Below are 16207 nucleotides of genomic sequence, written 5' to 3' on the forward strand. Positions count from 1 at the left end.
GCTTCAGGCGGTGGCCCGGTCGCCGCTGTCGTCCTTGCCCAGCTCGGCGGCCTGCAAACGCTCCTGCAGGTCCGCGGCGGCGTCGCCGATGTCTTCCTCGATGCCCGCGCGGGCGCCGTCACCGTCGCCGCGCCAGAGCGCTTCGACGATGTGGCGATGCGCCACCATGGAGCGGCGCATGTGCGGAATGTCCGGCGCCACGAGATTGAGGAAAGGGCCGATACGCATCCAGAGGTTCTGGATGGTGGCGAGCGTGAGGTCGCTCGCACCGTGCGTGTAAATCGCGATATGGAACTGGAAATTGCTGCGCAGATAGGCCGGCACGTCGCCTGCTTCGACGTGTGCGTCCATCGTGTCGAACACGGCCTGCAGTGCTTGGAGGTGCTCGCGCGACATGCGCGCCGCGGCGCGCCTCGCCACGGTGCCTTCGAGTGCGATGCGCACGTCGCGCAATTCTTCGAGCAGTTCGAGCGTCATCGGCGGGACCATCAGCGCGCGGCCCGGTCCGTCGATCAATGCGCCTTCCGCCTGCAGCCGCGTGAGCGCGGCGCGTACCGGCATGGTGGACGAGCCCACCGCTTCGGCGACGCTGCGCAGGCTCAGCAACTGGCCCGGCGCGAACCGGCCGGTCATGATCGCTTCCCGCAACTGGGCGTAGACGCGGCCCGCCATGGTTTCGCGTGCGACCAGTTCGAGCTCGGGTAAATCCGTTGACGTGCGAGTTGCCACCCTCGACCTCCGTTCTTTCATGCAGGCTGCCGCCAGGCGTTCGGCTTTTTTCGGCCCTTCTGTGACCTGTGATCACAGTTCTCTTGAACGAAGTTTGATTCGCCGTGCATGGCGAGTCAACCGGGAATCGCTAGGGGAAAACGCGAGGTATGGTCCCGGCAGCATGACGACGCGCCGGCCAGGCGCGTGGGGGCATCGCGCGGGCGAACGCGCATCCTGCTGTAGACTGCGAGGACCGATGAGGCGCGACAAACGGCGCGGCTGCAAAGGCCGCCGACGAAGCCGTGACGGGTTCACGCCCTCTATTGCGTCCTTTATTACGCTCCTTATTACGTCCCTTATTACGCCCTTTATTACGCCCCTTACCCAACAGGTTCAACGCAATGGAAAATGTGCCGGTACGACTGCGCAGCGACGTTCAGGGGCTGGACGAGATCTGGGGCGGCGGCCTGATTGCGGGCTCGTCGTACATCATTCAGGGCCGCCCCGGCGCGGGCAAGACGATCCTCGCGAACCAGCTTGCGTTCGCCCAGGCGAGGCAGGGCCGCAAGGTGCTGTACGTCACGCTGCTCGCCGAGTCGCACGACCGCCTGTTCCAGTCGCTCGCCACGCTCGACTTTTTCGATGCCGCGAAGGTCGGCAAGGACATCACCTATATCAGCCTGTTGCGCACGCTGCGCGAAGAAGGCCTCAAGGCGCTCGTGGAGATGCTGCGCGGCGAACTGGCCCGTCAGAGCGCGAGCATTCTGGTGCTGGACGGGCTGCTCAATGCGCGCGAGAGCGCGCAGAACAATCTCGACGTAAAGACGTTCGTGGCCGAATTGCAGGGCCACGCAGCCTTCACCGGCTGCACGGTGCTGTTCCTCACGAGCGCGCGCATCGACGAATCGAGCCCCGAACACACGATGGTGGACGGCGTGCTGCAACTCGAAGAGAGCGTGGTCGGCTCGCGCACGGTGCGGCAGATGCGGGTCGCGAAATCGCGCGGCAGCCGCGCGCTGGGCGGCTTCCATCTGTTCGAGATCACGAGCCGCGGCATCGACGTTTATCCGCGGCTCGAAGCGGCGCTCGCGAATCCGTCCGTCAAAGATACGGCGCCGCCCGACAGATTGAGCACGGGCCTCGAGGGATTCGACGAGCGCATCGGCGGCGGTCTGCCCGCTCATTCGGTCACGGCAGTCGTGGGCCCCGCGGGCAGCGGCAAGACCACCTTCGGCCTCGGCTTTCTGCACAAGGCCACGCCCGAGCAGCCGGGCGTGCACTTCGGTTTTTACGAAACGCCGGAACGGCTTGCGGCGAAGGCGTCGGCGCTTGGCATCGACATTCACGCGATGATCGAATCGAAGGCGCTCACCGTCATGTGGCGGCCCCTCACGGAAAACCTGCTCGACAAGCTCGCTCACGAATTGCTGACCACCGTGCGCGTCACGCGTGCGCGGCGGCTTTTTCTGGACGGCCTGACCGGCTTCGAGCGCGCTACCGTGAACCCGAATCGCATGGTCGAATTCTTCGCGGCCCTCTCGAACGAGTTGCGCGCCATCGGCGTCACGACTGTCTGCACGTGGGAGGTCAAGGAACTCTCCGGGCCGTGGATGACGAATCCTTCCCCGGAAATTCTCAGTCAAATCGATAACGTGATCGCGCTGCATCACGCATTGACAGGCGACACGCTGCGGCGTGGCATGAAGGTTCTGAAGGTCCGCGACAGCGTATTCGACACCTCCGTTGCCGAGTTCGAGATTGCGGGCAGCGGCGTAGGGCTGCGGGTCACGGGAACAGCGTCCGTTACGGTAGCAGTGCCCGTCGGAGTCGACGTTCGATAGACGCGGGACATCGCATGACTACCCTGCTTGTCGTCGACGACGAGTCGCTCGTGACCGATTTCCTTTCGTTTCTGTTTCGGCGCGAAGGGTACGTCGTGCATGCCGCCCGCACCGGCAGGGAGGCACTGGATGTCATCGGGCGAGAGCGTCCCGATCTGATCGTGACCGACCTGATGATGCCCGTGATGTCGGGCGTGGAACTGGCAACAGCATTGCGGCAAGACGAGCGGCTCGCGCACCTGCCGATCGTCTTGTGCACCGCCGCACCTCACGCGCTGGCGAACGAAGACCGGGCGCTTTTCGTGGCGGTGCTTCACAAGCCGTATCCGCCGGCAACGTTGCTCGACGTAGTGGCTCGCCACGTCGGCGCGAGCAGGACGTAGCACTGCACGGCCGAAGCGCGGGCTGCATCTGCGCGCTTCACGCAACCGACGTTTTCTGTCGGGCAAACACTCGGAGTCTTGAGGCAGCAATGAAGCGTGTCCTTCTGGTTGACGACGAGTTCGAACTGCTCGAGGCGCTGAGCTTCGCGCTCAAGTATGCGGGCTACGACGTGGATTGCGCGCACGACGGAAGCGACGCGCTTGCCCGCGTGCAGCGCCAGATACCCGACCTCGTCGTGACCGATCTGATGATGCCCGACATGGACGGCGAAGCGCTGTGCCGCGCCCTTCGCGGGCACCCCGCCTGGTCGCGCATTCCGATCTTGCTGCATACGTCGGCGCACATGAATTCCAGCGCGCCCGAATCGCAATTGTGGGACGCCCGTTTGCGCAAGCCGGCGCATATGGACGATTTCCTCGCCACGGTGGCGCGGCTCCTTCGGCAGTGAGGAACCTATGCACGCAACGCTGATTGCAATCGAGATCCGCTCGCCGAACAGGGCCCGTCATGGATGAGCCCAGACGACTTTCGTCGCGATCGCCGTATGGCTCTTCCAGTAGCGCGTCGTTGTTCGAGCGTCTGGCCGAACCCTATCTGGTGCTCGACGAGCACCTCGTCGTGGTTGCGGCGAACGATGCGTATCGCGCGCGATTCGGGGCGGCGCACGACCTCCACCGTACCGATGCGCAGCCGCACGGCGCAATGCGCATGCAGGAGCGCGACCGCCTGATCCATGCGCTCGTTGCAGATGCGCAACGTGGTGGGGCAAGTGTGTCGCCCGTGTTCCGGTTCGACGTGGACCCGGCGTTTCATGGCGAACCGTCTGAACGTGGCCACTATTGGCGCATGCATGCCTCGCGTCTACTGGCCGCCCATGACGAGCCGACGCTCTTCGCATTGCGATTCGAAGACGTCACCACGTCGGTGCTCGCGAAACAGGATGCCGACATGGCCGCGCCCGACACGCTGGCGTTCGCACTCGCGCAAGCCGGCCTCGGCGTATGGCGGATCGATTTCGATCGCGAGCAGGTGACGTGCAGCGAGCGATGCGTCGAACACATGGGTGCAGAGCGGAGTGCAGAACGCATTGCGAACGAGGCAGACACGAACACCATCACGCCCGACAGGCTGCTGGGTGAAAACGTTGCGCAGTTTGCGGCGCGCCAGCGTGCGGCGGCGGGAGCAGAACCGTTCGAAATGGAGCGACTCGTCACGGCGCCGAATGAGAACAGCGCTCGGCGCTGGATCCTGGTTCGCGGCATCGGCCGCTTCGATCACGACGGACAGCTCAGCGCGATGACGGGATTCACGCTCGACATCACTGCGCGCAAGGAGCGCGAGCTTGCGCTGGACGCGCGCGCCGACACCGAGCGCCATGCCCGTGCGCGCAGCGACGCCCTGGCCGCCACGATGGATCAGTTCGTGACGAGCGTGAGCCACGAACTGCGTTCGCCGCTCAATGCCATCGTCACGTGGGCCGAGGTACTGCAACGCGCGATAGCACCCGCCGACATCGCTCGCGCCGCCGATGCGATCAGGCGCAACGGTCGCCAGCTTTCGCACATGGTGGACGACCTGCTCGACAGCGGCGCGATCACGACGGGAAAGCTGTCGGTGAACAGGGTGCCCATCGATCTGGGCGCGCTTGCCGCTGCAGTGGCCGAGGACGTGCGCAAGCAGGCCGAGCACAAAAGAATCGAACTGCGCGTTGGCGAGATGCCGTCGTGCTTCGTCATGGCCGACGAAAGTCGCATGAAACAGGTGGTCTGGAACCTGTTGTCCAATGCGGTCAAATTCACCGACGCGGGGCACATTGAAATTGCCTTGCGTATCACCGGTCAGCATGCCGAGCTCACGGTCACCGATACGGGCAAGGGAATCGACGCCGCGGCGCTGCCGCTCGTCTTCGAACGGTTCCGGCAAATCGCGCCGCATTCGAGCGGTCGCATTGGCGGGCTGGGCCTCGGCTTATGGCTCGTCAAACATATCGTCACCCTGCACGGCGGGACGGTGCATGCCTTCAGCACCGGGGCGGGTCAGGGCTCCACTTTCACCGTCTGCATTCCGCGCCCCGCGTAAGCGCTTCGCAAGCCTCCAATCAATTCGACAGTTTAACTTGCAAGTTAAACTGTCTTGACCTATGCTGCGCCCATGACACGTTCACGCACTGCCTCGCGGCCATCATCGGCCGCGCCTGACGCTCCGCTCGAATCCGTCATCGCCGAGCTGACGCCGGCCATCGGTCAAATCGTGCGAAGGCTTCGCTCCGTGGGCAATCCCGACGAACTCAGCCTGTCCCAGTCCAGCGCGCTCGCGCGGCTGGAACAGGGCGGCCTCATGACGACAGCCGATCTCGCGCGTGCGGAAGCGATGAAACCCCAGTCGATGAAGTCGATCCTGGCCAGCCTCGAAGAAGAAGGCTGCGTGGAGCGCCAACCTCATCCCACGGACGGTCGCCAGATTCTCTTCGCGCTGACACCGAAGGGCCTTGAAGAACGGCGGCGGCGCACCGCGGCGAAGCGCGAGTGGCTAATCGAAGCGCTGTCGCAATTCGATCAGACGGAGCTGCAGACCCTTGCCGCCGCCATCCCGCTGCTCAGGCGGCTCGGCAACTCCTGACGCACCGCGCCGCAGGTAGCACGACTTGCGGCGAAGCGTAGACGAAGTCTGTGATTCACCCCTGCAACCACTTAGGATCACTAACATGAGCGTGACAACTCTGGCCCCCCGAACGGCATTGGTCGTCATCGACCTTCAAAAGGGCATCGCAGCACTGCCCACCGCCGCCCCCACCGAAGCCGTGGCGAAGAAGGCCGGTTTGCTTGCTGCCGCCTTTCGCGAGCGAAACCTGCCCGTCGTACTGGTCAACGTGGCCGGCGGCGCGCCGGGGCGCACGGAACAATCACCGCCCGCCGTGACGTTTTCCTCCGACTGGACCGAACTGCTGCCGGAACTCGGACAGCAGCCGCAAGATCACCTCGTCACCAAACGCACATGGGGTGCGTTTCCAGGCACGGATCTCGAGTCCTGGCTGAAGTCCGCTGGCGTGACGCAAATCGTCCTGGCTGGCGTCGCGACCAGCATCGGCGTGGAGTCGACGGCGCGCGAAGCGTTTGCGCTCGGCTTCAACGTCACGCTGGCAATCGACGCGATGACGGACATGAGCGCCGATGCGCACGCCAACAGCGTGTCGCGCATCTTTCCGCGCCTGGGCGAAACCGGCACGACACAAGAGATCATCGCGCTGCTGCAACCGTCGCACGATTGAGCGGCAAGACGGAGAGCGGCAACGGCTCGCTAAAACGCATGGCGGACGACGACTCGCAAAGCAGACAGGGCAAAAAACACGCCGCGCCAGCGCTCGCCCCTTCGATCTGGAAGATCACGGCGGTCGCGGTGCTCGGATCATTGCTCGCGCAGCTGGACGCCACCATCGTGAACGTGTCGCTCTCCAGTCTCGCAAGCGATCTCGGCTCCACGCTGCCCGCCATTCAATGGGTTACGAGCGCGTATCTGCTCGCGCTCACGTTCGTTTTGCCCTTGAATGGCTGGCTCGTGGAGCGCATCGGCGGAAAAGCCCTGTATCTGTGGTGCTTCTCGTTGTTCACGGCCAGTTCGGCGCTTTGCGGCCTCGCCTGGTCCGCGAACGCGCTGATCGGCTTTCGTATCTTGCAGGGCGTGAGCGGCGGCCTGCTTGCGCCCATGGCGCAGATGACGATGAAAAGGGCAGCGGGAGACCAGTTCACGCGTATCGCGGGCTACGCCGCAATGCCGATTCTGCTGGGGCCGCTGTTGGGTCCGGTCATCGCAGGCGCGATATTGCACTACGCGTCGTGGCGCTGGCTATTCCTCGTGAATCTGCCGGTCGGCTTGCTCGCGCTTTTCCTCGCAAAACGCTTTCTGCCCGCCGACAAGCCGCAACACAACCCGCGCGGGCTCGACTGGGTTGGACTGATGTTGCTGTCGCCCGCACTCGCCCTCGTGCTGCTCGGGTTCGAACGCATCGGCGAGCACGCGGGCCTTGTCGCATTGATCGCGGGTGCCCTGCTGCTTGTCGTGTTCCTGCGTGTCGAAAAACGCAAGGCCGCGCACGCATTGATCAACCTGAACCAGTTTCGCAGCAGGGTGTTTAGCGTCGCGTCGGCCGCGCTATTTCTCTCGAACGGCGTGTTGTTCGCGGGGCAGATGCTCATTCCGCTGTTCCTGATTCAGGCGTGCGGCCGTTCACCCGCCACGATGGGATGGATGCTCGCGCCGCTCGGGCTCGGCATGATGGTCACGTTCCCCTCGCTCGGATTCCTGACCAGTCGCTTCGGCGAACGTGCCGTGTCCATGGGCGGCGCCAGTGTCGCCGTCTGCGCAACGCTGGCGCTCGCGTGGTTGGCGCACGGTCCGCTCGACGTCCTTGTCCTGCTCCCGGCGCTCTTTCTTCGCGGCATGGGACAAGGCGCCGTGGCACTTCCCGCCCTTTCGTCGGCTTATGCGTCCACCGAGCCACGCGAGCTGCCGATGGCCGCCACCACGCTGAATATCATGCAGCGCCTTGGCGGCCCGACGCTCACCACACTGTGCGCGACCTTTCTCGACCGCATGCTGGAAGCGCGCGTCGGCCATGCGGGGCCGAATGCGTGGACGCTCGCATTTTTGCTGCTTGCCGCGTTGCATGTCTTGACCGTCGTCGCGGCAACCGCGCTGCCGCGGCGTGCGATGGCGAGCGAGCGCGAATGAAATGGAAGCCGTCGCGGTCCTTTAGAGCAGCCCTCGCGACGCCAGATTGCGATAGAGCGCACGCACGCCAAAGGTCCACGGCGCAATTTCCGTGCTGAGTTGCACGGTGTTGACGAGCGTGCCCAGTTGCTCAGCCGAGATGGTCACGCTGTCGCCCAGGTGATGCGTGAAGCCGCCGCCTTCGCTGTCGCGATCGGCCGTGGGCGCGAACATGGTGCCGAGAAACAGCATGAAGCCGTCCGGATATTGATGATGCCGACCGTAGGTCTGCGCGACGAGATCCGCGGGGTCACGGCTGATCTCGCTCATATGGCTCACACCTTCCAGCACGAATCCGTCGTCCGCGCCTTCCACGCGCAACGCGACGTGAGCCTTGCGAACGGAGTCGAGATCGAACGACTCGTCGAACAGCCGAATGAACGGCCCGATGGCACACGACGCGTTGTTGTCCTTGCACTTGCCGAGCAGCAACGCCGACCGCCCTTCGATGTCGCGCAGATTGACGTCGTTGCCGAGCGTTGCGCCCACGATCTCGCCACGGCTGTTTACGGCGAGCACGATTTCCGGCTCCGGATTGTTCCAGTTCGATACAGGTAGCAGCCCGATCTCTGCGCCGAACCCGACGGCGGACATCGGCTGTGACTTCGAAAACACTTCGGCATCCTTCCCAATGCCCACTTCCATATACTGCGACCACGCACCGCGTCGCTCGAGTTCGGCCTTGAGCCGCATGGCCGCATCCGATCCCGGTTTGATTTTCGAAAGGTCCGTACCAATGGTGGCCGTGATGGCCTCGCGCACCTCTTTCGCCCTGGCTGGGTCGCCACCCGCCTGCTCCTCGATAACGCGCTCGATCAGACTGACCGCAAACGTGACCCCGCACGCCTTGATCGCCTGCACGTCGTTTGGCGCCAGCAACCGCACGGTCGCGTGTTCCTTATCGTGCAACGTAGCGTCCATCAGCTTCACGACGGGGCCCAACGCTTCGCCCTTCACCGTGCGCGCAAACTGAACGAGGTCGTCACGGTCGAACAGGTCGGCCGTGGTGGGCACACTCGCTGTCATGTCGAGCACCTCGCCGTGGCGAACGATCACGACGGAAGGCCCTTCGCCATGGCCGGTTTTGCGCCACACGCGGCCCACCAGCAGAGCCTGCTGAAAGTCCTCCGGCAAATAGGCGGTTGCGGGTTGAGGGGTCATTTCGGCAATACCTCCAGTTTATTTGGACCATTCGTTTTCATTGCTCACCACCTCTTCGGCCTCGCCCCAGTTGATATGTCGCGACGTCTTGCCGATGCCCGGATTGAAGGAGTTGGTGGGATCGAGCGCCCTGTAGAACGAACGCAGCGACTCGTCCGCGGCATAAAGGTGGCCCACGTTGTGTTCGGCCGGATACTTCGCGCCGCGTTCGTCAAGCAGCGCAAGGATGTCGTCCTTGATTCTGTCGCAGTCCTCGCCCTTCTTTACCAGGTATTCCTGATGGAGGACGTGGCAGAAGAAATGGCCGCAGTACATCTTGAATTCGATCTTGTCGTCGATGTGCGCCGGCAGCCGTTCGAACCAGTCGTGCGTATTTCGCGGCAAAGCGATGTCGAGCGCGACGATGTCCTCGACTGTCTTCGGATGCACTGCCCGATAACGCACGATCGCGCCGCCGATCACGAACCGGTTCAGGAACGCGCACGTTCCTTCTTCCGCGGTGCATTCGATATAGCCGCCGTGTGCCGAAGGGAAACGCGCCGCCAGATATCGGCGCGCTTCGTCTATTCCCGTATCGCCCATCTTCAACAGCAGATGGTGCTCGTAGCGGTTCCGGTAGTCGTTGAGCCGCGCGGGAAGATGGTCGGGCCAAACCGTCGCGACCGCTTGCAGCAGACGGTCGCTGATCGCCGGGCCCATGCCCAGCTTTTCCGTGAAGCCGTCCACGAGGCTCTTGACCTTGAACGCCTTCGGCACGCGATGTGTACCGAAGGCCCGAATGAACAGAAAGAGGTCTTTGCCATAGCGCTTCGCCGCGTCATAGGCGCCGCGGTGCATGTACTCGCCCGCGACAGGCAGGCTCTCGAACTTGCGCAGAATATCGCGCCGTACCTGCTCGAGTTCATCGGGATCGTTGGTCCCGATATAAAAAACCTGCGTGTTCCTGTCGACGGGAAAAGTATCGAGCCGCACCGCAAAGACCGCGATTCGCCCGGCCGACCCCGAGGCTTCGAACAGGCGCCGGGGGTCCGCATTGAATCGCGCGGGACTCGACGCGGAGATGTCGCGCACGTGCGTGCAGTACTGATGATCCGACGCCTGCAGAGACGGCGAAGTGACCACGTCCGCTTCCGAAAACTGGCCGCGATCCAGGCGGCTCAGGATTTGCTCGGGCGTGCCGCCCAGTTGCACCCCAAGATGATTGACGAGTTCCAGCGCTCCCGCCGCAGTGATCTGCGCGTACAGCGACAGTTGCGTAAAAGCCGGCCCGCGCCGGATCAGCGATCCACCCGAGTTGTTGCATATCCCGCCGATCACCGACGCGCCGATGCAACTGGAGCCAATCACCGAATGCGGTTCCCGCTGGATCGGCTTCAGCCGCTTCTCCAACTGGTCCAGCGTCACGCCGGGCTGCGCGATGACCTGGGTGCCGTCCTTGATCAGATCGAGTCGGCAAAGGCGCAAGGTGTTGACGATGACCACCGGACGATCGTATCCCTCGGCATGCGGCGTCGAGCCTCCTGTGAGCCCCGTATTGGCGGCCTGAAAGATCATGACGCAGCCCGCCTGATGGCACGCTTTCAATACCTGCCACATCTCGACCAGCGTGCCCGGTTGCACGACAGCCAGCGCCGCGCCAACGCCATAGCGATAGCCTCTGGTGAAGCGTCGCATCTCAAGCTCGCCAGTCAATACAAACCGGCTGCCGACAATCGTTTCGAACTCTTTTACGAGATTCTGCATGGTCCGGATTCGCGGTGGCCTTTCCTGCAATTGCACGCCGTCATCGGCAATCCCTCTGTCACAGCGCCTTGCCTATGCGGTTCGCCATGTCGACAATCCGGACTGCGATACGTTTTTCAAGTCGTTCATCCAGTCGTCCCAGCGGAACACTCGTGCTTAGCGCCACGCGTTTGCCCAATGCGGTTACGCCGACGAAAGCCGCAAAACACGCGAGGCCCTCCGTCACCTCTTCGCGTTCGCGCGCAATACCCGTGGCCCGCACTTCGGCCAGCGCGTCCAGCAGGTCGGCGCGACGCGTAATGGTGTGGGCCGTGAGCGAATCCAGACGCTGGGGCAGTATGTTGCGCAGTTCGTCGTCCGGCAGGCTCGCCAGCAGCGCCTTGCCGAGCGCGCAACAATGCGCCGGCAACCGCGCGCCCAGGTCGGATACCAGCCGCACCGGCCGGGCGGCGTCTTCACGCGCGATGTACACCACTTCGATGCCGTCCAGCACGGCAAGCTGCACGACCTCGTTATGAGCGGCCACGAACTTGGCCGCCTCGTGCCTGAACAGCGCCTGCAAGCGGTCGTGCCTCACATACGCGCTGCCCAGCTCGAACAGCGCGACGCCGACGATGTATCCGCCGTCCCGCTTCTCGACCCAGTGACGGCGCTCCATCGAATCGAGCAGCAGATACAACGTGCTGCGCGAAAGCCCCGTTAGCTCCGCGAGCTTCGACGTGCGTATCGGCGTGGGCGCACCGGCAAGCGCTTTGAGAATGTCGTCGATGCGTTTGAGCGCCGGCACTTCGTACGGCGCACTCGAAGGCGCGTCCACTGTCGCGGCGGTAGTGGCTTTCGGCATGGCGGGGGTGAGAGAGCTGTCCAACACAATGGGATCCTCGCAATTATGTCGGACGCCACTCACGTCTTGTGTTCCGGATTCCGCGACCGCGCAGCGTCATGACCGTGCAACCTTGGCGCCTTCCTGCGGCTCGTCCCGTTCGGGATCGGCGAGCGTTTCGAGCGCACGGTTGTGATGCAGCAGCAGCGCAGCCGCGGCGCCGACAAGGCCCGCGCCCGCGAGACAAAGCAGCCCGGCTCCGAAGCCGCCGGTCGCGTCCTTGATCCAGCCCATCGCATACGGGCCGAAGAAGCCGGCGAGATTGCCGAGCGAGTTCACCGCCGCAATGCCGCCTGCCGCAGCCGCGCCGGAAAGGAACGCCGCAGGCAGCGTCCAGATGATGGGCAGACACCCGAAGATACCGAAGCCCGCGATGGAAAGCGCGATCATCTTGAGCACCGGATTATCCAGCCCCGCCGCGGCCGCAATGCCCCCAGCCGCAATCACCAGTGCGATCGCGACGTGCCGCTTGCGTTCGAGGCTGCGGTCTGAATGACGTCCCCAGTAGACCATGGCCACGAGGCCCACGATGTACGGCAGCGACGTCACGAAGCCGGTCTGCAGATTCGTGAGGCCGAACGCCTTGACGATCTGCGGCAGAAAGAAGCTCAGGCCGTAGTTGGTCGCGTTCGCGCCGAAGTAGATCAGCGCGATGGCGAGAATGCGAGGATTGAAGAGCGCTTCCAGCACGCTGAACGAACGCACGGATTCGCGATGCCGGCGCTCCTGCGCCTGGCGTGCAACGAGCCACGCGCGTTCGTCGTCGCCGAGCCAGTGAGCGTCGGCCGGCTTGTCGGTCAGATAGAGCAGCACGCCGATGGCAAGAATCAGCGCGGGCGCCGCCTCGATCAGATACAGCCATTGCCATCCGGCAAGCCCGCTCTTGCCGTCCAGCGATAGCAGCGCACCCGAGATGGGGCTGCCGATGACAGTCGACAGCGGAATCGCGGCCATGAAGTAGCCGACCACGCGCGCCCTGTATTTCGCAGGAAACCACAGCGTGAGCAGAAAGATGATGCCGGGGAAGAAACCTGCCTCGGCCACGCCGAGCAGAATGCGCAGCGTGTAGAACACGTGCGCGTTCGACATGCCGGTCATGCGCGAGAGATGCGGAATGAACGCCATCGCGCCGGCCAGAATGCCCCACGTGAACATGATTCGCGCAATCCATCGCCGCGCGCCAAAGCGCTCCAGCAGCAGATTCGACGGAACCTCGAAGAAGAAATAGGCGATGAAGAAAATGCCCGCCCCAAAACCAAAGGCGCTCGACGAGAGATCGAGCGCCTTGTTCATCTGCAATGCCGCAAAACCCACGTTGACGCGATCGAGGTAAGCGATGAAGTAGCAAACGATCAGGAACGGGACGAGACGTGCCGTTACGCGCGCCATGGTGCGTGCTTCGAGTTCCATCGATGTCTCCTTTGCAGGCCGGCGTCTCGTTGTCTCGCGGCTGCGGGCAACGGGCCGGACCCATTTTGATGTCGTTCTCGCGGTCGGACGCGGCAGCGGCGCACGGCCGAAGGTTGGACCGGCGTATCGTAAGAGCGCCCGCCGGCAAGGTCCAACAGACTGATGAATTTTCCAGGCGGTTGTACAGGCCGTCGCAGCCTTCAACTCGCGACTTCGCGACGGCCGTGCCTTCTGAGCAGTATCCGTTCCTCGTAACGAGGCCCGTAGGTGCGGTAGGTATCAGCGGAGCGTGTCGAACCAGGCCGTGACGTTATTCGAACCGCCGAGCGTCGTGCCGTCGCCGTAAAGACCGGCAAGAAAGGTACCGCGATGGCTCGCGCCCTGAACGGGAACGCCCGTCACGAATCGGCCTCCCGCGGCCAGGACCGGGTAAACCATGCCCGGGTGAATCGCTTCGTCGGCGAGGCCATATATGAAGCGGATGGGGCTGTCGTAGTTCCAGTATGTGGCGCGATTGGCCGCGAGATGCTGAAGGAATGCGCTGTTTTGCGCCGCGGTGAAGCGCTCGAAAAAGTCAGGGACGAGCAGGTTCGAACCCGTCGGCGTGGGCTTCGACGAATCAACGTCCACTTTGTAGTCCGCCCAGTACTTCGTGGCGAAGTCGTGAAACTCGGGACGTACCGCGCTTTTCATCAAACCCTTCAAACCGTACTGCAATTCGTAGCTCCCCAGCGTCACGATCATGCAGACAGAAATCCAGTCGGGAAGCGCCGGATAGGTCGTCACACCCTGGGGCAACGCGAAGCTCTGCGCGCCCGCCCAGAAACGCCACGCTTCGTTCAAGTCGTTGAACGGGCTCGCAACGGCGGTGGCCGCAATGGGCCGGGACTGCTTGCGCAATGCCTGATGCAGCCACTGCGTATTGACCGCGCCTTGCGACCAGCCGTGCAGAAACAGCTTCGACGGCGTGACGCCCAGCTTGCGCATGGCCGCTTGACCGGCCGCGAGCATGTCGAGACAGGTGCGCACCGTCACGTCCTTCACGGCATACGCCTCGCCGCGTCCGTCGCGAAACGGCCCTTTGCCCACATAGTCCGCCGCGATCACCGCATAGCCCTGCCCCGCGAAACGGTGCACGTTGAAGAGCGTTTCCAGCGAATCCCCCGCGTCGGTCAGCTGGCGGTCGGCATCGGCAAGAAGCGTGAGATTGGACGGCACCTGGTCGAAGGAAAGGATCGTGCCGTGTTGCCACGACACCAGCGGAATTGCACCCTTCGCTCCCACAGGCAACGCCAGCAGCCCGCTGACCTTGACCCGCTCGCCGCTTTCGGGATTCACCGTGAAGGTGACGACGCGATGCAGATCCACGTCGAAGCACGCACCATGCGTTTTCGCATCGAACGCAGGGAGAATGGCGGGCTTGTTGAAGAGCGGATAGGCCGACGCCACGAGCTTGTCGAGGCGGTCTGCGGTGACCCGGCATGTGCGGTCGATACCGCTTGCTGCGGCAGGAACGCTGCCCGCCGTGGCCGCATGCGCATCGGTTAGCGCAATTGCCGCCAGTGCGGCAGCGCCGCGCAACAAGGTACGTCGCGGCCCGTTGACCTCGCCGTCTTCCGACGCAGCTGACGGAACGCCTGCAATAAACGACATAGGGATATCTCCGTGATGGCTGAAAGAAGCATCTGCGCAGACCGCGGCGGCATCTGCCCCGATCTGCAACCGGAAAATCCTGGTCGTGAATTGCGGGTTCGTTGTTGAGCTATCTCAAGGCGTCGGCGTTCGTGAATCAGATGGCCGAAGCACGAAATTCGTCCTTCAACGCGTGGTACAGGCGCCGGTAACGTGCGAGCCGCTCGTCCAGCATCGCCCGCATCGGCACGGAAGGCTCGTATCGCTCGACCACGGGCGGCGCCACACATACGGCATCGAGCGCCTCGCCGCTGCAGGCGAGACGCGCGAGTCGCCCGGCGCCGAGAGCCGCGCCTACTTCGCTGCCTTCGTGCAGGTCGAGGGGAAAGCCGAGCGCCGTAGCGCACAGACGCCCCCACAACGCGCTGCGCGAGCCGCCGCCGATAAACGATGCACGCTCCAGTTGCGTGCCGGCCCCTTGCAGCGCCGCATAGCCGTCGGCCATCGCGAAGGCCACGCCTTCCATCACGCTGTAGGCGAGATCCGCGGCGTCGTGCGATGCCGTCATGCCGAAGAACACGCCCTTCGCATCCGCTGCGTTGTGCGGCGTGCGCTCGCCGTTCAGGTAGGGCAGGAAGATGGGCGCTGTCGCCGCTTCGCCCGCGGGCGCGATTTCCACCAGTTCGGCAACGGTCGTTTTCAGCACGCGCGACAACCACTGAAGGCTTGCGGCAGCGGAGAGGATCACGCTCATCTGATGCCATTGACCCGGCACGCAGTGGCAAAACGCATGCACGGCCTGGGCGGGGTTCGGCGCGTAGCGCCCGGTCGCCGCGAACAGCACGCCTGAGGTGCCGAGCGAAAGAAACGCATCGCCGGTCTTGGCGACGCCAATGCCAATGGCGCTCGCCGCGTTGTCTCCCGCGCCGCCGCACACCACCACACGCTCATGCAGTCCCCATTCGCGACGCAAGTCGTCGCGCAACGGTGCGCCCGGCTCGCTGCCCTCCACGAGGCGCGGCATGTTCTCACGCGTCAGCCCCGTAGCCTCCAGCATGCGATCCGACCAGTCCCGCCTGCCGACATCGAGCCACAGCGTGCCCGACGCATCGGACATCTCGGAGACGAACTCGCCCGTCAAGCGCCACGCAATATAGTCCTTCGGCAGCAGCACTTTCTGCACGGAGGCGAACACGGCCGGCTCGTACTTCGAGAGCCACAACAGCTTCGGCGCGGTGAAGCCCGGCATCGCCAGATTGCCGGTAATCGCGCGCGAATCCGGCACGAGCGTTTCCAGTTCGACACACTCGGCATAGGCGCGCGTGTCGTTCCAGAGAATGGCCGGGCGCAGCACGTTTGCCCCACGGTCCAGCAGCGTCGCGCCGTGCATCTGTCCTGAAAGCCCGATGCCGCGCAACCGCGCAAATGCGCGAGGTTGCGCCGCGCGAATCGCGTCGACGGCATCGAGCGTTGCCTGCCACCAGTCCTGCGGGCTCTGCTCCGACCAGTGAGGATGCGGACGGTCCACACGCAGCGCAATGCCGGCGCTCGCCACGACGTTGGATGAATCGTCCGTCAGAACTGCTTTGACTTCCGAAGTACCGAGATCAATGCCGATATAACTCAAGGTGCGATCCTGTTGATGGGCGGGTAGCGTGGGCAGCGGGTGAGCGAA

General features: G+C 63.9%; 14 protein-coding genes. 7 read left to right on the forward strand and 7 right to left on the reverse strand.

The genetic code is table 11. From position 1 onward, the window contains the following. Window positions 1–3 precede the first annotated feature (3 nt). Window positions 4–672 (reverse strand): GntR family transcriptional regulator, encoded by a 669-nt coding sequence (locus tag U0042_RS00205; protein ID WP_232833453.1) that lies wholly within the window; start codon window positions 670–672, stop codon window positions 4–6. A 440-nt stretch (window positions 673–1112) separates the two neighbouring features. On the opposite strand from U0042_RS00205, the gene U0042_RS00210 reads away from it, so the two are divergent. The 7 genes from U0042_RS00210 (at window position 1113) to U0042_RS00240 (ending at window position 7664) form a co-directional block, all read left to right on the forward strand. Next, window positions 1113–2552 (forward strand): RAD55 family ATPase, encoded by a 1440-nt coding sequence (locus tag U0042_RS00210; RefSeq protein WP_114812054.1) that lies wholly within the window; start codon window positions 1113–1115, stop codon window positions 2550–2552. 14 nt (window positions 2553–2566) lie between these two features. Further along, window positions 2567–2935, forward strand: a complete 369-nt coding sequence (locus U0042_RS00215; protein ID WP_114812056.1) for a response regulator — start codon at window positions 2567–2569, stop codon at window positions 2933–2935. Between the two features lie 89 nt (window positions 2936–3024). Continuing rightward, complete coding sequence (locus tag U0042_RS00220; protein WP_114812059.1) at window positions 3025–3384, forward strand: response regulator transcription factor; 360 nt, start codon at window positions 3025–3027, stop codon at window positions 3382–3384. A gap of 119 nt (window positions 3385–3503) precedes the next feature. Next, a complete protein-coding gene (locus tag U0042_RS00225; protein WP_232833444.1) occupies window positions 3504–5015 on the forward strand; it encodes a sensor histidine kinase in 1512 nt (503 codons plus the stop codon). A gap of 72 nt (window positions 5016–5087) precedes the next feature. Further along, window positions 5088–5555: a MarR family winged helix-turn-helix transcriptional regulator gene (locus U0042_RS00230; protein ID WP_114812063.1), complete on the forward strand. Its 468-nt coding sequence runs from the start codon at window positions 5088–5090 to the stop codon at window positions 5553–5555. 85 nt (window positions 5556–5640) lie between these two features. Beyond that, window positions 5641–6204, forward strand: a complete 564-nt coding sequence (locus tag U0042_RS00235; protein WP_114812065.1) for an isochorismatase family protein — start codon at window positions 5641–5643, stop codon at window positions 6202–6204. Window positions 6205–6242: 38 nt separating this feature from the next. Next, entirely contained in the window at window positions 6243–7664 is a 1422-nt protein-coding gene (locus U0042_RS00240; protein ID WP_114812067.1) for a DHA2 family efflux MFS transporter permease subunit, read from the forward strand. Window positions 7665–7685: 21 nt separating this feature from the next. Here U0042_RS00240 and U0042_RS00245 read toward each other — a convergent pair whose 3' ends face one another. From U0042_RS00245 to xylB, 6 genes are all read right to left on the reverse strand, one after another. Then, entirely contained in the window at window positions 7686–8864 is a 1179-nt protein-coding gene (locus U0042_RS00245) for a fumarylacetoacetate hydrolase family protein (protein ID WP_114812069.1), read from the reverse strand. An 18-nt stretch (window positions 8865–8882) separates the two neighbouring features. Next, a complete protein-coding gene (gene dld / locus U0042_RS00250) occupies window positions 8883–10607 on the reverse strand; it encodes a D-lactate dehydrogenase (RefSeq protein ID WP_114812071.1) in 1725 nt (574 codons plus the stop codon). A 58-nt stretch (window positions 10608–10665) separates the two neighbouring features. Continuing rightward, a complete protein-coding gene (locus U0042_RS00255) occupies window positions 10666–11451 on the reverse strand; it encodes an IclR family transcriptional regulator (RefSeq protein WP_114812073.1) in 786 nt (261 codons plus the stop codon). Window positions 11452–11547: 96 nt separating this feature from the next. Beyond that, window positions 11548–12900 (reverse strand): MFS transporter, encoded by a 1353-nt coding sequence (locus tag U0042_RS00260; RefSeq protein WP_114812075.1) that lies wholly within the window; start codon window positions 12898–12900, stop codon window positions 11548–11550. A 279-nt stretch (window positions 12901–13179) separates the two neighbouring features. Next, on the reverse strand, window positions 13180–14553 hold the full coding sequence (locus tag U0042_RS00265) for an alpha/beta hydrolase family protein (protein WP_114812077.1): 1374 nt from the start codon (window positions 14551–14553) through the stop codon (window positions 13180–13182). Between the two features lie 136 nt (window positions 14554–14689). After that, window positions 14690–16159, reverse strand: a complete 1470-nt coding sequence (xylB, locus tag U0042_RS00270) for a xylulokinase (RefSeq protein WP_114812079.1) — start codon at window positions 16157–16159, stop codon at window positions 14690–14692. Between the last annotated feature and the right edge of the window lie 48 nt (window positions 16160–16207).

The organism is Paraburkholderia kururiensis, from assembly GCF_034424375.1.
Classification (GTDB): Bacteria; Pseudomonadota; Gammaproteobacteria; order Burkholderiales; family Burkholderiaceae; genus Paraburkholderia; species Paraburkholderia kururiensis_A.